Source organism: Aminobacter sp. HY435 (assembly GCF_027568395.1).
Taxonomy (GTDB): Bacteria; Pseudomonadota; Alphaproteobacteria; order Rhizobiales; family Rhizobiaceae; genus Aminobacter.
This window is the reverse complement of record NZ_JANKZL010000003.1, coordinates 69,554-93,096: the sequence shown is the minus strand read 5'-3', so window position 1 is coordinate 93,096 and position 23,543 is coordinate 69,554. Positions and strand designations below refer to the sequence as shown.

The window sequence follows — 23,543 nt, the reverse complement described above, 5'->3', positions numbered from 1 at the left end:
TCCACTTGATCGAGCACTAAGGAAAATTGAGTTCAATCGTGCTAACATCTGGCTTATATGTCCCGCGCGGGATTGCACAAGCCGGCAGTGAACGGAGACCGTCGATGAATACCATATCCGCAGCGCGCCCGAGCTCGGTGAAGCCGGTCGATCCGATCTGGCGATCGGTGCGCGACGAAGCGACGGACGCGGTGGCGGGCGACCCGCTGCTGGCGGCGTTTCTCTACGCCACGATCCTGAACCAGGACACGCTGGAGGAGGCGGTGATCCATCGCCTCGCCGAGCGGCTGGCGCATCAGGATCTCGGCGCCGATCTCATTCGCCAGACTTTCTACGCGATGCTCGAGGACCGGCCGGACTGGAGCGACACCGTGCGCACCGACATCCAGGCCTATTTCGACCGCGACCCGGCCTGCGACCGCTATCTGATGCCGGTGCTGTACTTCAAAGGCTTCCATGCCATCCAGACCCATCGTCTGGCGCACTGGCTGTGGAACCGAGGCCGCAAGGACTTTGCGCTCTACCTGCAGAGCCGCTCGTCCTCGGTCTTCCAGACGGATATCAATCCAGCCGCGCGGATGGGCAAGGGTATCTTCATCGACCATGCCACCGGCCTCGTCGTCGGCGAGACCGCGGTCATCGAAGACGATGTCTCGATTCTGCATGGCGTCACCCTTGGCGGCACCGGCAAGGCTGGTGGCGACCGCCATCCCAAGATCCGCTACGGCGTGCTGATCGGCGCCGGCGCCAAGATCCTCGGCAACATCGAGGTCGGCCATTGTTCCAAGATCGCGGCCGGTTCGGTGGTCCTGTCGCCCGTGCCGCACAACAAGACGGTCGCCGGAGTGCCGGCGCGGGTCGTCGGCGAAACGGGCTGCGATCGCCCGTCGAGCCAGATGGACCAGCTGTTGCCGTCGCAGAGCATGGATCATGTCGTCAGCTTCGACATCTGACGCCGGAATTTCGCCGCCTTGCCCCTGACAGGGCCGCCGCCTCGCGCGAATTGCGCGGGGTAAGTATGCCTCGCCTTTACATCGCCCTGTTTGCCGTGTCAGAAGCGCGCCTCTAACTTGAAGCCGGAGAAGCCAGTTGAAGCCGGAAGAAATCCGAAAACTCGACGCTTATTTCAAGCGCCAGTTCCAAAACCCCAAGATCCAGGTCAAGGCGCGTCCGCGTAAGGACGACTCGGCCGAAGTCTACGTCGGCGACGAATTCCTCGGCATCGTGTTCAGGGATGAAGACGACGGCGACTACAACTTCTCGATGGCGATTCTCGACATCGATCTGGGCTGATTTCAGCCTGCGGCACTTTGGTGTCTGGATGCCGTGCCTGGCGCGGCATCATCACATGTGCAGCAGTGCGGTCGCCTTGGCCACTACGGCCTTGTCAAGCGACCGCCAATCCGCCAGCAATTCGCGTGGAAACCTGTAGGTCAGGCTCAGGTCCTTGCCCACGAACACGTCGCGCTCGCACGGCGCGAGCGATTCTTCCGCCGGTTCGCCGGACAGGCAGCGCGCGACAAACGGTGGTTCACCTGCCCGCGCCCCCACTGCCAGCACCTCGTTGAGATAGCCCGATGTTTCGGTGAAGCCGAACAGCGTCACCCCCTCGGGGCCCGGAACGCCCGGCTTGATCGTCAGCGCGTTGTAGATCGGGTCGAGACGATCGCTCATGTCGCGTGTCATGACGCGCGGTTCGAAGCTCAGGAAGACGATGCGCTTGTCGCCGTCGCTGTTGTTGAAGGCCGTCCGCCCCGCCTCGCTGTAGCCGTCCTGTTCGGGCCAGCGCATGTAGAGGTCGAGCCGGCTGGCCACGCCATTGCGCCGCGCCTTTTCGAACCGGATCATGTTGGCTGGCGCGGAAATGACGTCATTGTCGATGACGATTTCCTTGAGCGTGGTGTCGTCGGTGTAGCCGGCCATGGCAATGGTGTGACCGAACCAACGGCCGCCAAGGCTGATCGAGGCGGACAGCAGGGCGAGCGCCGCGAAGGCGCAAAACACCTTCATCATCATCGCGGAATTGACGATCTCGAAGTCGGGGCTTTCGCTCGCCTGTCGTGGCATGTCATTTCCCCTGGATCTCGGGCAGCACAACCTGCCCAAAAGGCACCGCGCCAACGCGCAAAAGGCCGCCAATGGTCGGCGCTGTGTGCATGTAGTCGCCCGACATTGCGCGAGCATGGTTAATGGTGCGTTAAGCCGGCGGGCGCTTGCCTTGGCGTCGTCGTCTCCATAGTTTGCGGCCGACCACACCGGAGGAGACCGACATGCCCCTATACGCACTCAACGGCGTCCAGCCGCAGTTCGAGGACCGCGACAGCGCCTGGGTGGCGCCCGATGCAGCCGTCATCGGTGATGTCAGGATCGGTCGCGATGTCGGCATCTGGTTCGGTTCGGCCATTCGCGGCGATCGCGAGACCATCACCATCGGCGCGCGCTCGAACGTGCAGGAGCACACGGTGATGCACACCGATCCGGGCTATCCGCTTGTTATCGGCGAAGGCTGCACGATCGGCCACCGTGCCATCCTGCATGGCTGCACGGTGGGCGACAATTCGTTGATCGGAATGGGGGCCATCGTCCTTAACGGCGCGAAGATCGGCAGGAATTGCCTTGTCGGGGCAGGTGCGCTGGTCACCGAAGGCAAGGAATTTCCGGACAATTCGCTGATTGTCGGCTCTCCGGCCAAGGTGATCCGCACGCTCGACGATGCCGCGGCCGACAGGCTGCGCAAGTCGGCTGCCGATTATGTCGCCAACCAGAAGCGGTTCAGCGGCGGGCTGGTGAAGGTGCCGGAGCAGGCGAGGTAGCCTGCCGCGAAAGGCAGCGCGAGCAGCAACGCCGTCCGCGCTTCTCGACGCGGCCGATCTTCGAGCCGCAACTCGTCAAGCGAGCTCTGTCGTCCCTTTTGCCCGACAATCGTGTTTTCCGCAAAACTGTCTCCGCCAGAAAGGCGGAGCCGGCCCGGGGACTTGGGCCGGCTCCTAGACCCGGTCGTTGGGGACGGGGAGGGTGGGGACGCGACCGGGTTTTTGGGTGGCGCACGACCCGGAGAAAGGGTGCGGACCGTGCGCCGGTTCGAAGCGCTGTGCGCGCCGGGAGGGCGCTGCGCTGCTAGCGGACCGAGGCGACTGCGTCGGCGCGGCCGTCGTTGATGGCGATCCATACGCCCGAATTCCGCTCGGACTGGCGCTTCAGGTAGGTGTACTCGGTCTCGTTCCAGGCGAGCACGCGCGTCTCCAGATTGTCTAGGATGAATTCGCCGAGGTTGGTGCGCATGGTCAGCACTGCGTGGCCTTCGCCATTGGCCTGGCGCACCACGGTCAAAAGCAGGTCGCCGGCCGGCACGCCGAGTTCCATCAGGCGGCGACGTTTTTCAAGCGCATAGTCCTCGCAGTCGCCCGCGCTGTTGGTCGGATACGACCAGTATTCTTCCTTGCCCCACATCTCCATGTCGGTCAGCGGGGTGACGGAGGTGTTGACGTCGTTGTTGATGGCGACGACCTTCTGCCACAGCGAGCGCGTCAGCTCGACGGGTGCGCGGCTGGACGTCTTCTGGGCGCATTCGACCGGCGAACGCTTGCACAGCTCATAGTGTCCGACGGGCTGCGTCGTGCGGCCGTTGGTCTGCATCACTGCCGGCGCAGCCACGGCGCTGGACAGCGCTGCAACCTGAACCGTCGCCGCCAGAACCAGCAGCCATCCCCGACGCTTGGACATGTTCTTGTCTCCCCGTTTGAGGTGACAATGACAGGTCCAAATTTATATCACGCAAAATGACGAAGTAGATGTTGAGTAAAAACCGAAGTGCATTTGGCAAAATCAAGAGTAAAACAAGAATAAAAGTTGAGGAAAATTCGACTACAATTTTATCGAAATGGTACAATGCCAGTTTGCGGCATGTGCCGTTCTGGCGCAGGGGCTTGCGAGGGTGTGCGAAAGTGGGCCAGCGGAAATCGGGACCGAATGGCCCTGTCGAACTTGTTGCGACGCGATGGCGCGCAAAAAGGAGCTGACTGGCGGAGGTGAGGCGGCAAAAAGAAAAAAACCGCATCGCCGGCGCGACACGAGGCTGTCTTCGGGATCGCCGAGGCTAGCGCATCGGCCCGAAAATCGGACCCGATTCTCGGAAAGCACGATGCGCCAACTCAATAAGTTAGAGCGCCGTGCGTCCATTCGGACGCACGGCGCTCTAGGTGCGCGGGCGGTTGAACTCGTTGTCGAGCGTTTCCGGGCGCTGCACGACGGCGAATTCGATGGCGACGCCGTCTTCGAAGTGGCGCACGATCTGGCCGCGCATGGTGCCGAGCGTTACCTGGACGCCGATTGCCGGCTTGACCTCGATCTCGATCGCCGCGCCCGAAAGCGACAGGTCGATGATGCGGCAAGGATACTGGCGGCCATCGGTAAGCTGCAGGGCGCTGATCGGGTTGCGCGGCGCGACGCGTTCGTGGCGGCGGTCTTCCGGCAGATCGAGTTCGTGCTTGTTGGCGAGCCAGGTCAGCTGCGCCGCGAGCTTGTCCTTCTTGCGCTCGGAGGCGATTACCGTCATGGCGAAGCCGTCGGGCAGGGTGCGGGTAACCACGCCCTCGACGCGGCCGATGTGGTCGATATACGCGATGACCTTTTCGCCGGGGGTGCCGGAGCGGTCGGCGCGGAAGGCGACGTTGCCGGGGGACATGTCGACCACCTGGCCGGCATGTTCGCTGCGGTCCTCAAGCATGAAGCGACCATAGATCTTCACGCGGACGCGCTGGAAATTGCGCCTCTCCGCCCGTGACGGCGCGTATTCGATCGCCGCTGGCCTCATGCTACCCTCATAAATTGACGGCTTCCTCGAACCGCACCGGGAAGCGATTGGAGAAAAATACCGCCAAACAGGTTAACAAAACGCGTAGTGGTTGCCGGAACGGCAGGCGAGGACAACTATTCCTCTCGCCCGCCTTCCAGGACAAACAGGTGGCGTATCCGGCGCGCGCCGTCGAGCGGGTTGGGCTCGCCATGCAGCGCGGAATCGCTGGGCGCGAGCGATGGTACGGTGACCTCGGGCCGGTTTGCCAGGAACACCGGTTCAAGGTCGGGATCGATCACCCGGACGCTGTCGATCGAGGCGTCGGTCAGCGGGTCGGATCCGAGCCAGAACGGGCGGTCGGCGCTGGACAAGACGCCCAGGCTGCGCGGGTTTTCGATACCGCCGTCGAGCGGCAGCAGCAGCATTTCGAACCTCGTCGACCGCAGGCTTGCGGTAAAGCCTTCGAAGGCGATGACGACGACCGACTTCTGCTGAAACACGCCGTAGGCGAGGCGGGCGATCAGTCGCTGGTCCTTCTGCCGCCACAAGGAGGGATACGAAAAACCCTTCAGTTCGCGGCCGAAGGTGGCGCACAGGCGCGTGCCGGCGAGGCGAAACACCGCTTCGCCGCGGCTGTCGCGTTCGAGGATGAAGGTGTCGGCGAGCAGGCCCTTGATGTCGGCGGGCTCTACCTCCGTGCGCTTGGGCGCGGGCCGACCGTTGCGTAGGCGGTTCCAGTACTGGAACAGTGCCAACGATCCTTTCTGTTTCATATTGCTCCGCTCCGAGCGGTTCTGCGCCTGATGTGCCATCGCTGGACAGAATCGCTTCAATCTTGAGGACTACATGAGGCGCGGAGCAGGATGCGTGCCAGCGACGGTAACAGTTGTTAACGGGTGGGGTCAGTTAAGGTTAACAAAGGGTTTACGTTGCCGCCCGGCGCGAACCGTGGCAATTTCACGCTACTTCTTGAAGTGGCCGCCGAGCGGTGGCCTGCAGCACTTCAGTCAAGGTTTTCGGGAGGGCATGGGGGCTCGACCAGCCGTTCAGGGGCGACCCTGGACGGCTTTCTTTTTTGCGCTTTGTGCGGCGCTGCTCTAGATGGGGCATGGGCTGGCTGTGCCGGTCGCAATCCGGATCAGAGGCGCAATGACCGAACCAGCAGGGCAGTACGACGAAGACAACCTGATGCCGGACGCCGAGCCCGAGCGGCGCGAGCCCGTCTTCAACCTGCCGGCAATCGTCATAGCCGCCATCGGTGCCTGCGTGGCAATCCACGTCGTGCGCGCCTATCTGTTGACGCCGGATCAGGATGTCTGGCTGCTCATTCGCGCAGCCTTCATTCCGATCCGTTATTCCGGGCAGTTCGATCTCGACGTCTACGCCTTCACCAGCCCTGTTACCTATGCCTTTCTGCATGGCGATTTCATCCATCTGGCAATCAACATGGTGTGGCTGGCGGCATTCGGTTCGCCGCTCGCCAATCGTCTCGGCGCGCTGCGCTTTTCGATCTTCTTTGCCGTCACCTCGATTGCCGCTGCCGCTCTGTTTTATGCTCTGCATCCGCTCGGCCAGGCGCCGCTGGTCGGGGCGTCTGGCGCAATCTCGGGCATGATGGGAGCTGCCGCACGCTTCAGCTTCCAGATCGACCGCTCGCACGGCAAGCCTGCCTTCGCCGGTCCGCCGCTGCCGATCGTCGATGTTTTCCGTTCGCGCACGGCGATTACCTTTCTCGGCGTCTGGATGATCGTCAACATCGTCACCGGGGTCGTCGGGTTCGTCCCGGGGATGGACAGCCAGATCGCCTGGGAAGCGCATATCGGCGGTTTCCTGGCCGGCTTCCTGGGCATCCGTCTGTTCGATCGCATGCCAGTCTACAGATGAGGTCTGCGCACTTGAAATGCGGCCTGATGCAGCGCACCATGCCCCGGACCGGAAGGAACTGCGCAGACCGATAGCAGAAGGAGCACCCCATGACTGTGAAGGCTATTCTGGACAAGAAGGGCCACGACGTTTTCACCATCGGGCCGAACATCAAGCTCTCGGAAGCTGCGCAAATCTTGGCTGAAAATCGCATCGGCGCACTGGTCGTCACCAATGGCGACCGCAAGATCGTCGGCATTCTTTCCGAGCGCGACGTCGTGCGGGTCGTTGGCAAGGAAGGCGCTGCGGCGCTCGACAAGGCTGTCCGCGAAGTCATGACCCCCAAGGTCAAGATCTGCAATGAAAACCATACCGTTAACGAAGTCATGCAGATCATGACCAACGGCCGCTTCCGCCATTTGCCGGTCGAGCGCGACGGCTATCTCTTCGGCATCGTCTCGATTGGCGACGTGGTCAAGCGGCGCATCGAGGATGCGGAGCGCGAGGCGGAAGAGATCAAGGCCTACATCGCCACGGCCTGAACTGAGACCGGCGCGCCGGAGACGCCAAAGGCGTATCCGGCGCGTGTCGACATCACCTGTTGTCGAGTTCGGAGCGGACCAGCATCAAGCCGCGTCTGGTGATCCGGTAGGGGCCTCCCTGCGATGACGATACGGCCTTTTTCCGCTTCAGTTTCCTGAACAGTTCGAGATCGAAGCCCGGGTAGCGCCAGCCGTCGCGGGTGAGGCAGACCACTGTCTCGATCTTCTTGTTGTCGTCTTTTTCGATTTCGATGCGCCCGCCTTGGGCCAGCAGATGCAGGATGCGCTGCTCTATGCGCGAGATGTCCATTTTTGGATGAGTCCCAGAAAACCTGGCCAGCCGCAAAAGCAGTTGGCCAAAACAAAAAGCCGCCGCCACGAATGCTCGCGGCACGGGGTTTCAGGTTTTCATGCCCCGCCTTCACAAGAAGGTCGGGGCTTTAGCGGGACTCACACGAGTGGAACATCCAAACTCCATAGGGATGACGCCGATATAGGATAGTCTGTTGGAAAGTGCCAGCGGTCGCAACTCGGGCGCGGAATTCCAACGGGAAGGTTGCAACGCGGCAACGATTGATCTAGCGAAACCATACGGTTTGTCGGCCGACATGGCTGACGAGACAGACAAACGATTCCGGATCACCATGACTCTCATCGATACCCGCACGCCCGACGCAAAGCGTCTCATCCCCGGCGCCACCGGCGACTGGGAAGTCATCATCGGCCTTGAGGTTCATGCCCAGGTCACCTCGGAGGCCAAGCTGTTCTCCGGCGCGTCGACGGCGTTTGGCGCAGAGCCCAATGCCAATGTCAGCCTCGTCGACGCGGCGATGCCCGGCATGCTTCCCGTCATCAACGAGCAATGCGTGCGCCAGGCCATCCGCACCGGCCTTGGCCTCAAGGCTCAGATCAACCTGAAGTCGGTCTTCGACCGCAAGAACTACTTCTATCCAGATTTGCCCCAGGGCTATCAGATCTCGCAGTTCAAGCAGCCGATCGTCGGCGAGGGCACCATCACCATCTCGGTCGGACCCGACCGCAAGGGCGAGTTCGAGGACATCGAAATCGGCATCGAGCGCCTGCATCTCGAGCAGGACGCCGGCAAGTCGATCCACGACCAGCACCCGACCATGTCGTATGTCGACCTCAACCGTTCGGGCGTGGCGCTGATGGAGATCGTCTCCAAGCCGGACATGCGCTCGTCGGATGAGGCCAAGGCCTATGTCACCAAGCTGCGTACGATCGTGCGCTACCTCGGCACTTGTGACGGCAACATGGACGAAGGCTCGATGCGCGCCGATGTCAACGTGTCGGTGCGTCGTCCCGGCGGCGAGTTCGGCACCCGCTGCGAGATCAAGAACGTCAACTCGATCCGTTTCGTCGGCCAGGCCATCGAATACGAGGCGCGCCGCCAGATCGCGATCCTCGAGGATGGCGGCAAGATCGACCAGGAAACGCGCCTGTTCGACCCCAACAAAGGCGAGACGCGCTCGATGCGCTCGAAGGAAGAAGCGCACGACTACCGCTACTTCCCCGATCCCGACCTCTTGCCGCTGGAGTTCGACCAGGCCTATGTCGACGAACTCGCCAAGGATCTCGTCGAACTGCCCGACGACAAGAAGGCGCGGCTGGTGTCGACGCTCGGTCTCTCCGTCTACGACGCCTCGATCCTCGTCTCGGAAAAGTCGATCGCCGACTATTTCGAGAAGGTCGCCGAAGGCCGCGACGGCAAGGCAGCCGCCAACTGGGTCATCAACGACCTGCTCGGTGCACTCAACAAGGCCGGCAAGGACATCGAGAGCGCGCCGGTTTCGCCTGAGCAACTCGGCGCCATCATCGACCTGATCAAGGAAGGCACGATTTCCGGAAAGATCGCCAAGGACCTGTTCGAGATCGTCTGGAACGAGGGCGGTGACCCCAAGGAACTGGTCGAGAGCCGTGGCATGAAGCAGGTGACCGATACGGGCGCCATCGAAAAGGCTGTCGACGAGGTCATCGCCGCCAATCCCGACAAGGCCGATCAGGCCCGCGCCAAGCCGACCATGGCGGGCTGGTTCGTCGGTCAGGTGATGAAGGCGACGGGCGGCAAGGCCAACCCCCAGGCGGTCAACGACCTGGTCAAGGCCAAGCTCGGCATCGAGGAATAGGCGATGTTTGTCCGCACGGCGAGCGAGCGCGATCTTGAGACGATCAAGGCGCTGCTCGCCGAGACATGGCACGCGACCTACGATACGATTTACGGCGTCGAACGAGTCAACGAGACAACGGCCGAGTGGCATTCGGTCGCCTCGCTCAAGGCGCGGCTGACGCGGCCGAACTCCGAATTCCTGGTTGCCGACGACGGCAAGCTGATCGCCGGCATGGCCTTTGCCGCAGCGACCAGCGACCCCAAGGTCGTGATGCTGCACCAGCTTTATGTGCGACCGGGCAAGCAGGGGGGCGGCATTGGCCGCATGCTGATCCAGGAAGTCGAGCAATGCTTCCCTGAGGCGCGCAGGTTGCGCCTCGAAGTCGAGGCGGCGAACGATCAGGCGATCCGCTTCTACCTTGCAAACGGCTTTGTCCGTGTCGGCGAGACGGCCAATTGCGGTGCCGAACAGTCCGGCATACCGGCGCTGATCTTCGAGAAGAAGCTGGGCTAGGCCCGGCCAGGCCGGCTTCTGCGGAACTGCCCCCTCATCCGGCCGCTTCGCGGCCACCTTCTCCCCGCTGGGGAGAAGAGCCAAGCGCCAGCGCCTCAGACCTCCTCTCTCCTCGGGGAGAGGTCGACCGAGCGAAGCGGAGGTCGGGTGAGGGGGTGTTAACGCGCCGCCACCTCGACATTGTCGATGAGCCGCGTCTTGCCGAGACGGGCCGCAACGAGCACGCGGCCTTCGCGGTCCTTCTGCCATGGCGCCAGCGTTAGGCTTTCGCGCGCCTCGACATAGTCGACGACATCGAAGCCGGCGTCGAGAACAGCCTGTCGTGCCGCAGCCATCGTCGACGCCTCGTCGGCGCCGCCTTCGAGGGCGGACGCTGCCTTGCGCAGGATCTTGTTCAGCTGGCGCGCGATGTCGAGTTCGTGGGCGCTGAGATAGGCGTTGCGCGACGACATTGCGAGGCCTTCGGCGTCTCGGATCGTCGGCGAACCGAGTATCTCGACTGGCAGGTTGAGGTCCCGGCACAGCTTCTTGACGACGCAAAGCTGCTGATAGTCCTTCTCGCCGAACACCGCGAGACCCGGTTCGGTCTGGATGAACAGCTTTGCCACCACGGTGGCGACGCCATCGAAGAAGGCGGGACGAAAATCGGTTTCAAGGCCGGCCGACGGCCCGCCGACCGAAATGGATGTGGCGAAGCCCTCGGGATAGACCTCCTGGACATCAGGCGTGAAGGCGAGGTGCACGCCGGCTCGCTCCAGCTTTTCGAGGTCGAGCGCCAGTTGGCGCGGGTATTTGTCGAGGTCCTCGGTCGGTGCGAACTGGCGCGGATTGACGAAGATCGAGACGACGCAGCGGTCGGCGCGGTTCAGGGCTGCCCGCATCAGCGAGACGTGGCCTTCATGCAGGGCGCCCATGGTCGGCACCAGCGCGACCTTCAGGCCTTCGGCGCGCCAGGCCCGCACCTGTGCGCGCAGTGCGGCGATGGTTTCGACGACAGCGGTCATGCCTTGTCCTTGGGGATGAAGAGGTGTTCGGGGGCGGGAAAGGCGCGGTTGCGCACGTCTGCCGCGTAGGCTGCCGCGGCCTCGGCGACGATGTCGCGCAAGTGCGCATATTCCTTGACGAATTTAGGCACACGGTCGACAGTCAGGCCGACTGCGTCATCTATGACCAGTACCTGGCCGTCGCATCTGGAGCTTGCGCCGATGCCGATTGTCGGAATGGCCAGCATGCGCGATATCTCGGCGGCGACCGGCTCCATTGTGCCTTCGATCACGACCGAGAAGGCGCCGGCGGCCTCGACGGCGCGCGCATCGGCAAGCAGGGCCGCGATGTTCTCGTCGGAACGGCCCTTGATCTTGTAGCCGCCTTCCTTTTCGACCCACTGCGGCAAAAGTCCGATATGGCCCATGACGGGGATGCCGGCGGCGACGATCGCTGCGATCTGGGCGGCGACGGCGGTCCCGCCTTCGAGCTTGACCGCATGGCAACCGGTCTCGTCGAAGATGCGCTGCGCCGAAGCGACGGCGTTTGCGACGGTATCCTCGTAGCTGCCGGCCGGCATGTCGACGACGACGCAGGCGCGAGCAGAGCCGCGCATCACCGCCTGGCCGTGGGCGACCATCATGTCCATCGTCGCACCCAGCGTGTTTGCATGGCCGTGCAGCACCATGGCCACGCTGTCGCCGACCAGGATCAGGTCGACATGCGGATCGAGCAGCCGGGCGATCGGGTATGTATAGGCTGTAAGGCACACGATAGGGACACCGCCCTTGCGGGCCAGAAGCTCGGCGGGCGTGATGCGGCGTGCGGCCACAGGCGCGTCGGAAGCCATGCTGTCTCCTCCCTCGGCACAACTGGCTTAGGCCAGTGCGCGTGCCCCGTAAGGCCAGTGTCCTTTACGGAGCGGCAATCCGTTTTGCAAGTGCGAGATCAAGGCGTGAGCAGCTGCAACATGGCATCGTCCATCAGGACGATTGGCGCCCTGCTTCCTCGTCCGCCAGGCGGCGGATATAGACCGCGAATGCGGGGTCTTCGCCGGGCAGAAGCTTGGGCAGGGCAGCCCGGAAGTCCGCGCGACGGCACCATTCGCGCATGAAGTCCTCCCACGAGGCCCAGCGCCGCCGCCTGCGCTCGGGCATGTCCGGCTCGTAGGCGACGAGATAGGCGCGTTCGAACAGCGAGATCAGGATCGAAAACATCGCCAGCAGCCTGTCGCGCTGGTCGCCGTCGAGATTTGTGGTGGCGTCTTCCGATTGGAGGCGCAGGTCGGGATGGTCGAGCGACAGCGTCAGGAAGTTGGTGTAGCCGTCGGCGAGCATCTGGTAGATTTCCTCCTCCTCGTTGATGCGCTCCTTGCGTTGTTCGAAGACGAAAAAGAAGATGGCCAGCGGCAGGCCGAAGATGGTCACCAGATAGCTCAGCATCTCGAGAATCTGCATCAATGGCATGGCCGTCGTCCCTGCGGGTGCACATCGAGACACTAGGTTGTGATTGGGCACCTGCCAATCGTCGCAGATGGCGCGTTGGGGCGTCTAGACCCTTGCCATTGGAGAAGGGCAGCGCCATAAGCAGGTAACATTCGACGCGCCTGTCGCGAGGACCCGATGAAGACTTTTTTTGTCCAGTTTTTCACCTGGTGGAACGGCCAGACCCTTGGAACGCGCTTCCACACCTGGCGCAAGGGCACCAAGGTCGGCCAGGACGAATTCGGCAACACCTACTATGAGGGCGGCAAGGATTCCGAAGGCCGCACCCGCCGCTGGGTGATCTACAACGGCTATGCCGAGGCCTCGATGATTCCTTCGGGCTGGCACGGCTGGATGCATCACCGTGTCGACGTGGCACCGCCGCAGGACAACTATATCCCGCGCGACTGGCAGAAGCCGCATCAGCCAAATCTCACCGGCTCCCCGGCGGCCTATCGCCCCAAGGGTTCGGTTCTCGGCAACAGCCACCGTCCGCAGGTTACCGGCGACTACGACGCCTGGACGCCCGGCAACTGAGACGTCCGTCGCGCTCGACGGACTTTTCTCGCCACAATTGGCGGCTAACTGCTTGCCCATCGGCGTCAGGAAACTAGCCTTGTCGCAAGGGGAATCACCGGGTGAAGGACGCTTCGGGCGCAATGGCGGTAACGACTGTATGACAACTCCAGGCCGTGTTCCGTCGAACCGACGTTTGAAGGCAAAGGCGCTGCTGACCGCCGTGGCGCTGTGCGCCGGGCTCGCGCAGGCCAGCGCCCAGGACAGCATCGAACGTCTGCCGCTCGACCAGCAGGTGGAGCAGGGCGACGATCTTCCCGCACTCGACGTTCAGCCGTTGCCGGGAGAGGCTGCACCGGCGCCTGAGCAGGCCCAGGCCGCGCCCAAGGTTGCAGCGCCGCCGCAGCGCATCAAGAACCCGATCGCCGAGTTCGCCGGCATCGACAAGATCACCGGCCGCATCATCACCTTCGACGTCTATGTCGACGAAACGGTCCAGTTCGGCGCGCTGCAGGTGACGCCGCGTGTCTGCTACTCGCGTCCGGAGAACGAGGAGCCGAAGACGGATTCTTTCGTCGAGGTCGACGAGATCACGCTCGACCGCAAGATCCGCCGCATCTTTACAGGCTGGATGTTCGCTGAAAGCCCGGGCCTCAATGCCGTCGAGCACGCGGTCTATGACGTCTGGCTGAAGGGCTGCAAGCAGAAGTCCGAAGTTCCCTCGCCGGAAGCCACCAAGACAAACTGAGCGTTTTTGCCGGAACGGTATCGGCCGCCTCACGTTGACCCATGGACAACGTGACGGAGGATGTTGCAGTGAGCGTCAATCGTGATGAACTGCTCGAACTCGAGCGTGAATTCTGGTCCGGCGATGAGGCATTTTTCGCCGAGAATGCCGACCGGGAGTGCCTGGTGGCGTTTCCCGACATGGCCGGGGTGATGAGCAACGCCGATCTCGCCGCCACCGCAAGGAAGCCCAACCGCTGGAAAAACCTCGAGATGAAGCTGAAAGGCATCGTCGAGCCCGCCAGCGACTTCGTCGTGCTGACATACGAGGCAAGGGGCGTGCGAGCCAATGGCGACCCCTATGCCGCGCTTGTCAGTACCGGCTACGTCCACCGCCTCCAGGGCTGGAAGATGATGTTCCATGCGCATGCGCCAATGCCGCCAGCCATCGGCAAGGGCTGAGCTTTCAGGCGAAGGCAGCATTGCCTTTGATCGCGGCGGCCAGCATCTTTTCATACTTGTCACGCGGCACGTCGAGGGCGCCGAAGCGCTTGAGATGGTCGGTGGTGAACTGGGTGTCGAGCAGGACGAACCCGCGCACGCGCAGCCGTTCGACCAGATGCACCAGGCAGACCTTTGAGGCGTCGGTCTCGCGCGAAAACATGCTTTCGCCAAAGAAGGCCCGGCCGAGCGACACGCCATAGAGCCCTCCGACCAGCTGTCCGTCGCGCCAGGCTTCGACCGAATGCGCATGACCGATCCTGTGCAGGCGCGTGTAGGCTTCGCGGATTGGACCGTTGATCCAGGTCGACATGCGGCCCGAGCGCCTTTCGGCGCAAGCGTCGATGACGCCGGCGAAATCGCTGTCGATACGGAGTTCGAAGCGGCCCTGTCGGATCACCTTGGCCAGGCTGTGCGGGACATGGAACGCGTCCAGTGGAATGACCCCGCGCGTTTCGGGTCTGACCCAGAAGACTTCCGGGTCAGAGGCGCTTTCGGCCATCGGAAACACGCCCGACGCATAGGCCTTCAGCAGAAGGTCCGTAGGTATGCTGTAGCCGGGCGCATAGGGACGGGTCACGTGACCGCCAGTCTACTCGCCTTTCGCGAGGTATTTTTCCAGCCAGTGAATGTCGTAGTCGCCATTGGCGACGTCGGGATTGCCGACGAGATCGCGGAACAGCGGCAACGTGGTCTTCACACCGTCTACCACGAATTCGTCGAGCGCGCGCCTGAGCCGCATCATGCATTCGACGCGGTTACGGCCGTGCACGATCAGCTTGCCGATCAGGCTGTCGTAGTAGGGCGGGATCTTGTAGCCGGAATACACGCCCGAATCGACGCGGATGCCGAGCCCGCCGGGCGTGTGGAAGTGCGTGATCGTGCCGGGCGAGGGCGCGAAGGTGCGCGGGTCCTCGGCGTTGATGCGGCACTCGATGGCGTGGCCGTGGAAGCGGATGTCGTCCTGTGTGACCGACAGCCCGCCGCCCGAGGCGACGCGAATCTGCTCATGCACCAGGTCGATGCCGGTGATCGCCTCGGTGATCGTGTGCTCGACCTGCAGGCGGGTGTTCATTTCGATGAAATAGAACTCGCCGTTTTCGTACAGGAACTCGATCGTTCCGGCGCCCGAATAGCCGAGATCGGCAATCGCCTTGGCGCAGATGTTGCCGATGCGGGTGCGCTCCTCGGCGTTCAGGGCCGGCGAATTGGCCTCTTCCCAGACCTTCTGGTGGCGGCGCTGTAGCGAGCAGTCGCGTTCGCCCAGATGCACGCCCTTGCCGGCGCCGTCGCCGAACACCTGCACTTCGATGTGGCGCGGCTTCTGCAGGTATTTTTCGATATAGACCGCGTCGTCGCCAAAGGCTGCGGCTGCTTCCGAGCGCGCAGTGGCCAGTGCCACGTCGATGTCCGCTTCGGTGAGGGCGACCTTCATGCCACGGCCGCCGCCGCCGGACGATGCCTTGATGATGACCGGGTAGCCGATCTCGGCGGCGATGCGCTTGGCTTCCTTCTCGTCGGTGACGCCGCCGTCGGAGCCGGGGACGACCGGGATGCCCAGGCGCTTTGCGGTGCGCTTGGCCTCGATCTTGTCGCCCATGATGCGGATGTGGTCACCCGACGGGCCGATGAAGGTGATGTTGTGCGCGGCCAGGATGTCGGCGAACTTGGCGTTTTCCGCGAGGAAGCCGTAGCCGGGATGGACAGCGTCAGCGCCGGTGATTTCGCAGGCCGCGACGATCTGGTGAATGTTGAGATAGCTGTCGCGCGACGGCGGCGGTCCGATGCAGACGCTTTCGTCCGCAAGCCGCACATGCATGGCGTCGGCGTCGGCCGTGGAGTGCACGGCAACCGTCTGGATGCCGAGTTCCTTGGCCGCGCGCAGAATTCTCAATGCGATTTCGCCGCGATTGGCGATCAGGATTTTTTGAAACATTGCGCCAGCCTTCCGGCTTATTCGATGACGACGAGCGGCATGCCGAACTCGACCGGCTGCGCGTCTTCGACCAGGATCGCGGTGACCGTGCCGCTGCGGGGTGCGGGAATCTGGTTCATCGTCTTCATCGCTTCGATGATCAGCAGGGTCTGGCCCTCCTTGACCGACGCGCCGACCTCGATGAACTGCTTGGCGTCGGGCGACGGCGCCAGATAGGCCGTGCCGACCATGGGCGAGGGCACCGCGTTCTTGGAGACGTCCACGACGGCAGGGGCGGCCGCAGCCACAGGCGCAGCGCTCGCTGCCACTGGCGCAGCCATCTGCATCGGCGCTGCCACGGCATGTACGGCCTGCGTCTGGCGCGACACGCGCACCTTCAGATCGCCGAGTTCGACTTCGATCTCGGTCAGGTTGGTGTCGTTCAGAATTCCTGCGAGGTCGCGGACGATCTGCTGGTCAAAACCATCGTTCTTCTTCGTCGCCATGTTCAAACCTTTTCTGTCTGTTGCCGGTCAGAGCCGGGCAGCCAGCGCTTGCAGCGCCAGCGTGTATCCGAGTGGGCCGAAGCCGCAGATCATGCCCACCGCCACCGGCGCCACCAATGACTTGTGGCGGAACGGTTCGCGGGCGTGGATGTTGGAAAGATGCACCTCGGCGACCGGCAAGGGCGAGACCGCGCGAATGGCGTCCTGCAAAGCGATCGAGGTGTGGGTATAGGCGCCTGCATTGAGCACGATGCCGGCCGCTTTTTCGCCAGCCTCGTGGATCCAGTCGACCAGATCGCCCTCATGGTTGGATTGGCGAAAATCGATCGCAAGCCCGAGCGATGCGCCGGCTGCCTTGCAGTCGGCGTCGATGTCGGCCAGCGTCTTGCCGCCATAAATGCCGGGCTCGCGTTTGCCCAGCATGTTAAGGTTCGGACCGTTGAGGACGAAAATCGTTTTCAATCTACAGACCTTTCCACCCGCCAGATCCTTTCTGGCGCGGCGGACCCTCTATAATCGGCATAAGCCGCCGCGAAAAGAGCGCAAGCAACTTCTTGCGCTGTCCACAGCGGTCGCGGCCGAACCATCCTGTTTAGCAGCTGGAATCGGCCAGGCAGGCTTTGGCGGCGGCGATCTTCTCGGACAGCACATCCTTGCCGAGCGCGCCGAAGACAACCTCGTTGCCCACGACGTAAGACGGTGTGCCGCTGATCTGCAGGCTGTTGGCCAGTTCGTAGGTGCGGTTGAACACCTCGACGATCTCCGGGGCCTTCATCGCTTCGCGCAGCTTGGCTTCGTCGGCGCCGAGTTCGAGCGCCAGCTTGATGGCGCTGTCTTCGCCGGCCCGGCCTTCGCCCGCCATCAGCTTGTCGTGGAACGAGCCGTATTTTTCGGGCATCAGGCTGCGGAAAGCCATCGAGACGACGTGGGCCTTCTGCGAATCCGGTCCGAGGATCGGAAATTCCTTGAGCACGAAGCGCAGGTCGGGGTTTTCCTGCGTCAGCGCATGCATGTCGGCCTGCGCGCGTTTGCAGTAGCCGCAATTGTAGTCGTAGAACTCGACGATGGTCACCTTGCCGTCGGGGTTGCCGACGATACCGTCGTACTTCGAGTTGAAGATCTCGTCCTTGTTCTGCTTGATCACCTCGAGGTGGGCGACGCGCTGCTCTTCCTTCTGCTTGGCTTCGAGCGCGCCCTGCATTTCAAGCAGCACCTCGGGGTTGTCGAGCAGGTATTCGCGAACGATCGTCTCGACCTGCTTGCGGTCGAGCGGCGCTGCGCCTTCGGCATGGGCGGTCACCGGAGCGGCGGCGAGATAGCCGAACGCAACCATGGCCATGGCCGCGGCAATCCCGCTGGTGCCAAGAAGAAGTGCTTTTTTCATTGTCTGGTCTCCGGCTTTCGGCTTGTGCGTGGCGCGAGAAGTTCGATCTTCCCGGACGTGCGCAAAATCTCAAGTTTCGTGGCGCTTTGCGCCTGCATCTAGGTGTTTGGGTCTGGCTTGGCCTTGAGCCGGGCGAAGCGTCACTTCTTCTTGCCCGGCTTCTTGTAGTTGATGATGTCCTGGGCGCGCACCCAGCCCGGCGAGCCGGGCTTGAGCTTCTGCTGCGCGCGCATCGCGAAGATCTTCGCATCCTGATAGGCGCCGCTGTAGTAGTGGCCATCGGCGGTGGCAAGGTCGGCGTCGGCGACATCGCCCTGCATGCCATAGGCCTGCGCCAGATAGCGGTAGCCGGCGGCGTTCTCACGGTCGCGGTCGAGGCCCTTGCGGATCTCGGCAACCGCCTTCTTGAGGGCGTCTGGCGTTCCCATGGCGAGATAGGCCTGGCCGAGCTGGATCGGCAGGATGCCTGACTTCGCCGGGTCGAGCCGAACCGCCGAAGCATACGCTTCCGCCGCCGCCGCAGGCTTGTTCGACTTCATCAGGATATCGCCGCGCAATTCGTGGAAATAGGGGTTCTTCGGCTGCGCCTTGACCAATGCATCGGTCTTGCCCAGTGCCGAGCGCAGGTCGCCGAACAGATAGGTCGCCTGGGCGTCGCCGTAGCGCGCAGCAGGGCTGCCCGGATTCTTACGCATCAGCCGCGACGCTTCGGCCTGGCCTTGCGTGTAGACGGCAATCTTGACCCGCATCATGTCGTGGCGCTGCTGCAGCGCTTCCGGATCGGCTTTGTTGAAGTACGGGCTTTCGTGGGCCAGCGTTTCGAGATTGGCGATGCGCTCGCGCGGCATCGGGTGGCTGACCTGGTAGGGATCGACCTTCGCGCCCGAAAGCGACAGGGCGCTCTGGAAGCGCTGGAAGGTCTTGATCATGCCCTGCGCCGACTGGCCGGTTGCATTGAGATAGGTCAGCGCCGAACGGTCCGCGGTGGTTTCTTCCGAGCGCTGGTAGCCGAGCAGGCCGCGCCGCGCCATTTCGGAGCCGCCGGCGACGATGCCGGCGCCAGCCGCACCAAGGCCGCGCGTATCGGTGGCAGCGCCTGCCACCATCGCGCCGGCGCCCAGCAGTCCGGCGACGATCGCCATGGTCTGCGCCCGCGCCAGCTGGTCGCGCAAGCGCTCCTGATGGCCTCCGGCGATGTGGCCGGCCTCGTGCGCCAGGACGCCGATGATCTCGTTTGGCGTTTCCGCCGTCATCAGCGCGCCGGTGTTGATGAAAATGCGCCGTCCCGCAACGAAGGCGTTGAACGCCGGATCATTCACGAGCACGATGTTGATGCCGGAGTTGCCAAGCCCGGCGGCCTTCAGGATCGGGCGGGCATAGTCGCGCACCAGCGCTTCGATCTCGGCGTCGCGGACGATCGGCACGCTTTGCGCATGCGCGTTGCCTGCCGCGCCGATGGTCAAACCGGCGGACAAGGCGGCTGCCGTGACGGCGCGCGCCGATCTTGCGATGAAACGCGAAAGACTATTTTGGCTCTGCATGGCAGGAAACACTCGTAAACGAGCCGTCGGGTTGTGAAAAGGCCGGTCCTTTGAACTCATAAACTTGTGATCCCCATATCAATCGGGCATTTGTGCGGCGCATCGGCGGGCGGACGACAAGGGAAGGTGACTGATATGGCTGTTGCGATTTCACGGCGGGGCGAGGTCGAGCCGTTCCATGCGATGGATGTTCTGGCGGAGGCCAACAGGCTCAAGGCCTTGGGAACGCCGGTCATTTCGATGGCGGTGGGCCAACCGTCGGACCCCGTGCCGCAGCGTGTGCGCGACGCAGCCGCAGCCGCGCTGAAGCTCGGCCGGATCGGCTACACCGACGCACTTGGTCTGGCCGACCTGCGCAAGGCGATTTCGGCGCATTATGCCGAACACTACCGGATCAAAGTGCCTGTTTCGCGAATCGCCGTGACCACCGGCTCTTCGGCTGCTTTCAATCTTGCCTTCCTTGCCATGTTCGATGCCGGTGACAGGGTGGCGATCGCCGCACCCGGCTATCCCGCCTATCGCAACATCATGGCGGCGCTTGGCCTCGACGTCGTCGAGATCGAGCTGGAGGGGGCAGCCTACCTTCATGCCGAACATCTGCGCGCCGCGCACAAGCAGAAGCCGCTGAAGGGCGTGCTGTTTGCGAGCCCGGCCAACCCGACCGGCGCGGTCGTGCCCGCCGGCGAGCTTAAGGCGTTGATCGACGCGGCGAAGGAACTTGGCGTCGCCGTCATTTCCGACGAGATCTATCACCGCTTGGCCTATGGCGCGCCCGATGTCACGGCGCTCGCCTTCGACGAGGACGTCACCGTCATCAACTCGTTTTCGAAATACTACTGCATGACCGGCTGGCGCATCGGCTGGATGGTGCTGCCGGAGCGCCTGGTGCGTCCGGTCGAGCGCATCGCACAGTCGCTGTACATTTCAGCTCCCGAGCTTTCGCAGGTGGCTGCCATCGAGGCCTTCAACGTCACGGACGAGCTCGAGGCGATCAAGGCGCGCTACGCCTGGAATCGCGAACTGCTGGCCAAGCGCTTGCCGGAACTCGGCTTCAGCTTTGCTGCCCCGATGGATGGCGCCTTCTATGCCTTCTGCGATGTGTCGCGGCTGACCAACGACAGCATGGCGTTTGCGGGGCGAATGCTGGCCGAAGCGCATGTCGCGGCGACGCCCGGCAGGGATTTCGATCCGCTCGCTGGACATCGCTACATGCGGTTTTCCTATGCGGGCAGCCATGACGAGATGATCGAGGCAATGGACCGTATCGAGCGCTGGCTGCGCTGACATTCACACGCCCGGTCCCAGGGCGCGACAAACCATCCGCCCCGCCGGCATGCCGACGGGGCGGGCAAGGGCAAGGGGAGGATGGCTTGCCCTTGACAGTCGAGACACGCGCCCCCCGGCCCGCATCCCGACGCTGCAACCAATGACTACGGTCCAAGCACTGCCGCGACGGCCTTGCCCGCGTCGAGCAGGCCGGCGCCGAAGAAATACGCCTTGCCTTTGGCGGGTTCGTCGTCGGCGTTCATCGGATCGGGCGTCAGCGGCGTCGTTCCCGGTTTGACGGCCGCGTCGTCGTCACAGGCGCCGACGAGAATCGCCTTGGCCGCCAGTCCGTCAAGCTTGGCTGACGGCCCGAGCTTGGCCTTGTTGGCGCGCGCCATAAGCGCCGCAACCCCGGCCACCTGTGCCGCCGCACCGGAGGTCCCGCCGAAGGCCGTGTAGTAGCCGCCGCCGATGCCGGGATTGTCGTAGGGCGGCAGGATCGTCGAGTAGGGGTCCGAACCTCCGGCATATCCGAACGTTCCGGGCAAGTCGGTGGTCAGCAGCGAGTAGTGACTGTGCGGAACGACCTTTCCCGACCCCGGCTGATAGCAATGCTGTTCGACCAGCGGATCGGTGCGATCGATGCGGGTCTGGTGGCGCGTATGGATTTCGAAGTCGTCAGAGGGTGCAACCAGCGTCAGCTTGACGCCGTAGTTGCTGTAGCCGGAGCGATAGCCGTTCGGCGTCACGGCGCCGACCGCGATGACGCCGTTGTTGGCAGCGGCAAGATTGGCCGGATAGATCAGTTGGCTTTCGCCATCGTTGCCCGCGGCGCAGACAACCGGAACCTTGCGGCTGATGGCGACGATCAGCTTGGCCAGCACATTCCACCCGATTTCGCGATTGGCGGTCTTGCCCACCGCATGCGGGCGCAGTTCGCTGGTCGGTGGCGTGGCTTCTTCCAGCCGTGCGAACAGGTCGGCCCGCTCCCAATTGGTGCGGTCATCCAGATCCTGTGACAGCTCCGCCTTCGGACCCAGCGCGCCCCTGACCGGATCCGGGATGCCGCGCGGCAAAAGGATGACATCGGCGCCGTTCGACCATGCATAGAGGAAGGCGGTGATGAACTGATTGGCGCATTGCTCGAACCCTGTCCGGATCGAAATCAGCTTCGACAAGGGGTCCACGCCGAAATAGGGAATGGTGTTGCGGTTGCGATTTGGAACCGCATCGCTGTCGTTGCCCAGCAAAGTCTCCGGCGGTGCTGCGGTCGGGTCGCCAGGTGGGGACGCCGCCGGCTCGCCAACCGCGAGGCCCGCGACGGCGGTGCCGTGGCTGCCAAATGTCTCGTCGCCCTCGATCAAGGTGCGCAGCACGCCTTCGGAGGGCACCAGTTCGGCGACAAGGCTGTTGAGGTAGTTCGCCTCGGCGGCGCTGAGGTTCATGACGCCGAGCCCATTGGTCGTCAGCCCGCCAAAAAAGGAAGCCTTCACTTCCGGGTCGAAGGGGCTGGCGGCCGGCGCAGCAACTGTCTTTGCCCCGTAAGGGTGGCTGACCAGGTCTATCGACTTGATGACGTCGAGCCTGCTCTTCAGGTTGGGATGGCTGCGGCTGACGCCGACGTCGATGAGGGCGACTGTCGCCGGCGTGTCGGCAGCTGGAAATTTGGCCGCGATTGCGTCCCAGACAGTTCCGGTGATCGTCGGCGAAGAAACGTCCGTGTCGCCGCCTGTCGCCAGCGGTCCGAATGTCGCGTCGATGACGCCAAGGGCCGCGAGATGCCACAGGTAATAATAGGACTGCGGCGGCTGGAATGAAAAAGGCTGGGTTCCGTTCGGCATCGCTGGTGTCCTCAAAGCCATTCGCGCTGGGCGGCCAGATAGTCGGCCATGAAGGCGTCGCGCAGGTAGGGCTGGAAGCGTTGCGCCAGGGCGCGGCCTCCGTTGGTGTCGCTTGGGTAGTGCAGGCCGGCCCATTCGCGATTTTCCGCGACCTTGCGGGCAATGCGGGTCAACTCCTCGGTGGCGGAATGTTCCGGCAGGATCGAGTTGAAGGCATAGGCGATCGAGTGGCATTGGAATGAATGGTTGCTTGGATAGGCCTGGTGCGCCGGGTTTGGCAGCATCAGGCGCAGCCTGGGCTCGATCTGGTTGGGGCGCGTCCGGTTGAATTTCGCCTTGTAGATCAGGCCGACATATTCGCAGGCGGTCAGGATGGCCAGGAACAGGCCCTCTGTCTGTTCGAATCCGGAAATACCGTCGATGCCCAGCGACTTGGTGAAGTCCGACACGTCGAGGCTCGCCTCGCGTTCGATGTCTTCCTTGCGTCGCGAGCGCTCGCGGTCGCGCGCCTGCAGCGAAAGCATGACGGTGGTTTCGAGACGCGTGACGTCGGGGCCGGGCGGCAACGGTATGTCGAGCTGCTCCCAGGTGAACTTCTTCGCCGCCGTGAAGGCGTGCAGCGACGGAAGCGTATGCAGCCGTCGCAATTCGAAGGCGGGTATCAGGCTGCTCTGCGTGCCGCCTCCGGAACCCGACTGAAGCGCGCTGCCCTTGTTCTTGTTTTTGTTCTTATTTTTGTTTTTGTTCTTGTTTTTGTTGAGCGACGCTTTGTTCTGGACGCCGGCATTCAGCACCATCGCCACACGCGCCATCATCACGGTTGCCGTCGCGCCCGAAGCGTCCTTCGTCTCGATTACGACTTGCGGACGGTCGCCCTGCGCGCAAGGTACCACGTCATCGCCGGCAATCTTGAACCGGTATTCATCGAGGAAACGGGACAAACCGCCTTCGCATTGCCCCAAACTGTCGTTGTCGGCCACGGCACACCTCTATTGATGTCGTCGAGATAGCGACGCCCGGTCGGCGATGCGTCGCTG

General features: G+C 63.2%; 27 protein-coding genes. 11 read left to right on the top strand and 16 right to left on the bottom strand.

Translation table 11 applies throughout. The features are described 5' to 3' along the window. The first annotated feature begins 104 nt into the window (after nucleotides 1-104). Both cysE and PCJ21_RS03870 read left to right on the top strand, forming a co-directional pair. On the top strand, nucleotides 105-953 hold the full coding sequence (gene cysE / locus PCJ21_RS03875; protein WP_269930069.1) for a serine O-acetyltransferase: 849 nt from the start codon (nucleotides 105-107) through the stop codon (nucleotides 951-953). A gap of 136 nt (nucleotides 954-1,089) precedes the next feature. Next, entirely contained in the window at nucleotides 1,090-1,293 is a 204-nt protein-coding gene (locus PCJ21_RS03870) for a DUF3126 family protein (RefSeq protein WP_269930068.1), read from the top strand. A gap of 51 nt (nucleotides 1,294-1,344) precedes the next feature. Here PCJ21_RS03870 and PCJ21_RS03865 read toward each other — a convergent pair whose 3' ends face one another. Then, on the bottom strand, nucleotides 1,345-2,067 hold the full coding sequence (locus PCJ21_RS03865; protein ID WP_269930067.1) for a hypothetical protein: 723 nt from the start codon (nucleotides 2,065-2,067) through the stop codon (nucleotides 1,345-1,347). A gap of 203 nt (nucleotides 2,068-2,270) precedes the next feature. Between PCJ21_RS03865 and PCJ21_RS03860 the strand changes: the two genes are divergently transcribed. After that, a complete protein-coding gene (locus tag PCJ21_RS03860; RefSeq protein WP_269930066.1) occupies nucleotides 2,271-2,813 on the top strand; it encodes a gamma carbonic anhydrase family protein in 543 nt (180 codons plus the stop codon). A 304-nt stretch (nucleotides 2,814-3,117) separates the two neighbouring features. Here PCJ21_RS03860 and PCJ21_RS03855 read toward each other — a convergent pair whose 3' ends face one another. From PCJ21_RS03855 to PCJ21_RS03845, 3 genes are all read right to left on the bottom strand, one after another. Continuing rightward, nucleotides 3,118-3,723: a transglutaminase-like cysteine peptidase gene (locus PCJ21_RS03855; protein WP_269930065.1), complete on the bottom strand. Its 606-nt coding sequence runs from the start codon at nucleotides 3,721-3,723 to the stop codon at nucleotides 3,118-3,120. Between the two features lie 472 nt (nucleotides 3,724-4,195). Beyond that, entirely contained in the window at nucleotides 4,196-4,813 is a 618-nt protein-coding gene (locus tag PCJ21_RS03850) for a PilZ domain-containing protein (RefSeq protein WP_269930064.1), read from the bottom strand. Between the two features lie 116 nt (nucleotides 4,814-4,929). Continuing rightward, nucleotides 4,930-5,568, bottom strand: coding sequence for a PAS domain-containing protein (locus tag PCJ21_RS03845; RefSeq protein WP_269930063.1), 639 nt, complete (start codon nucleotides 5,566-5,568; stop codon nucleotides 4,930-4,932). A 376-nt stretch (nucleotides 5,569-5,944) separates the two neighbouring features. On the opposite strand from PCJ21_RS03845, the gene PCJ21_RS03840 reads away from it, so the two are divergent. Both PCJ21_RS03840 and PCJ21_RS03835 read left to right on the top strand, forming a co-directional pair. Then, the gene (locus PCJ21_RS03840; protein ID WP_269930062.1) at nucleotides 5,945-6,679 is read left to right on the top strand and encodes a rhomboid family intramembrane serine protease; all 735 of its coding nucleotides are present in this window, start codon (nucleotides 5,945-5,947) and stop codon (nucleotides 6,677-6,679) included. Between the two features lie 89 nt (nucleotides 6,680-6,768). Further along, on the top strand, nucleotides 6,769-7,200 hold the full coding sequence (locus PCJ21_RS03835) for a CBS domain-containing protein (RefSeq protein ID WP_269930061.1): 432 nt from the start codon (nucleotides 6,769-6,771) through the stop codon (nucleotides 7,198-7,200). A 52-nt stretch (nucleotides 7,201-7,252) separates the two neighbouring features. On the opposite strand, the gene PCJ21_RS03830 is transcribed toward PCJ21_RS03835, so the two are convergent. Then, nucleotides 7,253-7,510: a YjhX family toxin gene (locus tag PCJ21_RS03830; RefSeq protein ID WP_269930060.1), complete on the bottom strand. Its 258-nt coding sequence runs from the start codon at nucleotides 7,508-7,510 to the stop codon at nucleotides 7,253-7,255. 334 nt (nucleotides 7,511-7,844) lie between these two features. On the opposite strand from PCJ21_RS03830, the gene gatB reads away from it, so the two are divergent. Further along, nucleotides 7,845-9,347 carry an Asp-tRNA(Asn)/Glu-tRNA(Gln) amidotransferase subunit GatB gene (gatB, locus tag PCJ21_RS03825; protein WP_269930059.1) on the top strand — a complete coding sequence of 501 codons (1,503 nt, stop codon included), beginning with the start codon at nucleotides 7,845-7,847 and terminating at the stop codon, nucleotides 9,345-9,347. 3 nt (nucleotides 9,348-9,350) lie between these two features. Then, on the top strand, nucleotides 9,351-9,842 hold the full coding sequence (locus PCJ21_RS03820) for a GNAT family N-acetyltransferase (RefSeq protein WP_269930058.1): 492 nt from the start codon (nucleotides 9,351-9,353) through the stop codon (nucleotides 9,840-9,842). 158 nt (nucleotides 9,843-10,000) lie between these two features. Here PCJ21_RS03820 and panC read toward each other — a convergent pair whose 3' ends face one another. From panC to PCJ21_RS03805, 3 genes are all read right to left on the bottom strand, one after another. Further along, nucleotides 10,001-10,846 carry a pantoate--beta-alanine ligase gene (panC, locus tag PCJ21_RS03815; RefSeq protein ID WP_269930057.1) on the bottom strand — a complete coding sequence of 282 codons (846 nt, stop codon included), beginning with the start codon at nucleotides 10,844-10,846 and terminating at the stop codon, nucleotides 10,001-10,003. Continuing rightward, nucleotides 10,843-11,676 (bottom strand): 3-methyl-2-oxobutanoate hydroxymethyltransferase, encoded by an 834-nt coding sequence (panB, locus tag PCJ21_RS03810; protein WP_269930056.1) that lies wholly within the window; start codon nucleotides 11,674-11,676, stop codon nucleotides 10,843-10,845. The genes panC and panB overlap by 4 nt, the downstream gene beginning before the upstream one ends. 133 nt (nucleotides 11,677-11,809) lie before the next feature. Beyond that, nucleotides 11,810-12,292 (bottom strand): hypothetical protein, encoded by a 483-nt coding sequence (locus PCJ21_RS03805; RefSeq protein ID WP_269930055.1) that lies wholly within the window; start codon nucleotides 12,290-12,292, stop codon nucleotides 11,810-11,812. A gap of 156 nt (nucleotides 12,293-12,448) precedes the next feature. Between PCJ21_RS03805 and PCJ21_RS03800 the strand changes: the two genes are divergently transcribed. From PCJ21_RS03800 to PCJ21_RS03790, 3 genes are all read left to right on the top strand, one after another. After that, the gene (locus PCJ21_RS03800; protein ID WP_269930054.1) at nucleotides 12,449-12,847 is read left to right on the top strand and encodes an NADH:ubiquinone oxidoreductase subunit NDUFA12; all 399 of its coding nucleotides are present in this window, start codon (nucleotides 12,449-12,451) and stop codon (nucleotides 12,845-12,847) included. Between the two features lie 316 nt (nucleotides 12,848-13,163). Continuing rightward, entirely contained in the window at nucleotides 13,164-13,574 is a 411-nt protein-coding gene (locus PCJ21_RS03795; RefSeq protein WP_269930272.1) for a DUF2155 domain-containing protein, read from the top strand. Between the two features lie 68 nt (nucleotides 13,575-13,642). Then, nucleotides 13,643-14,014 (top strand): hypothetical protein, encoded by a 372-nt coding sequence (locus tag PCJ21_RS03790; RefSeq protein ID WP_333474381.1) that lies wholly within the window; start codon nucleotides 13,643-13,645, stop codon nucleotides 14,012-14,014. Nucleotides 14,015-14,018: 4 nt separating this feature from the next. Here PCJ21_RS03790 and aat read toward each other — a convergent pair whose 3' ends face one another. From aat to PCJ21_RS03760, 6 genes are all read right to left on the bottom strand, one after another. After that, complete coding sequence (gene aat, locus PCJ21_RS03785; protein WP_269930052.1) at nucleotides 14,019-14,633, bottom strand: leucyl/phenylalanyl-tRNA--protein transferase; 615 nt, start codon at nucleotides 14,631-14,633, stop codon at nucleotides 14,019-14,021. A 12-nt stretch (nucleotides 14,634-14,645) separates the two neighbouring features. After that, nucleotides 14,646-15,989, bottom strand: coding sequence for an acetyl-CoA carboxylase biotin carboxylase subunit (gene accC, locus PCJ21_RS03780; protein WP_269930051.1), 1,344 nt, complete (start codon nucleotides 15,987-15,989; stop codon nucleotides 14,646-14,648). Nucleotides 15,990-16,006: 17 nt separating this feature from the next. Next, nucleotides 16,007-16,474, bottom strand: coding sequence for an acetyl-CoA carboxylase biotin carboxyl carrier protein (accB, locus tag PCJ21_RS03775; RefSeq protein ID WP_269930050.1), 468 nt, complete (start codon nucleotides 16,472-16,474; stop codon nucleotides 16,007-16,009). Between the two features lie 27 nt (nucleotides 16,475-16,501). Next, a complete protein-coding gene (aroQ, locus tag PCJ21_RS03770; RefSeq protein ID WP_269930049.1) occupies nucleotides 16,502-16,936 on the bottom strand; it encodes a type II 3-dehydroquinate dehydratase in 435 nt (144 codons plus the stop codon). A 130-nt stretch (nucleotides 16,937-17,066) separates the two neighbouring features. Continuing rightward, nucleotides 17,067-17,858: a DsbA family protein gene (locus tag PCJ21_RS03765; protein WP_269930048.1), complete on the bottom strand. Its 792-nt coding sequence runs from the start codon at nucleotides 17,856-17,858 to the stop codon at nucleotides 17,067-17,069. A 140-nt stretch (nucleotides 17,859-17,998) separates the two neighbouring features. Continuing rightward, nucleotides 17,999-19,399, bottom strand: coding sequence for a M48 family metalloprotease (locus PCJ21_RS03760; protein WP_269930047.1), 1,401 nt, complete (start codon nucleotides 19,397-19,399; stop codon nucleotides 17,999-18,001). 135 nt (nucleotides 19,400-19,534) lie between these two features. On the opposite strand from PCJ21_RS03760, the gene PCJ21_RS03755 reads away from it, so the two are divergent. Further along, nucleotides 19,535-20,683 (top strand): pyridoxal phosphate-dependent aminotransferase, encoded by a 1,149-nt coding sequence (locus PCJ21_RS03755; RefSeq protein ID WP_269930046.1) that lies wholly within the window; start codon nucleotides 19,535-19,537, stop codon nucleotides 20,681-20,683. 146 nt (nucleotides 20,684-20,829) lie between these two features. On the opposite strand, the gene PCJ21_RS03750 is transcribed toward PCJ21_RS03755, so the two are convergent. After that, on the bottom strand, nucleotides 20,830-22,506 hold the full coding sequence (locus PCJ21_RS03750) for a S8 family serine peptidase (RefSeq protein WP_269930045.1): 1,677 nt from the start codon (nucleotides 22,504-22,506) through the stop codon (nucleotides 20,830-20,832). A gap of 11 nt (nucleotides 22,507-22,517) precedes the next feature. Beyond that, nucleotides 22,518-23,486, bottom strand: a complete 969-nt coding sequence (locus PCJ21_RS03745; protein ID WP_442865953.1) for a phospholipid phosphatase — start codon at nucleotides 23,484-23,486, stop codon at nucleotides 22,518-22,520. Between the last annotated feature and the right edge of the window lie 57 nt (nucleotides 23,487-23,543).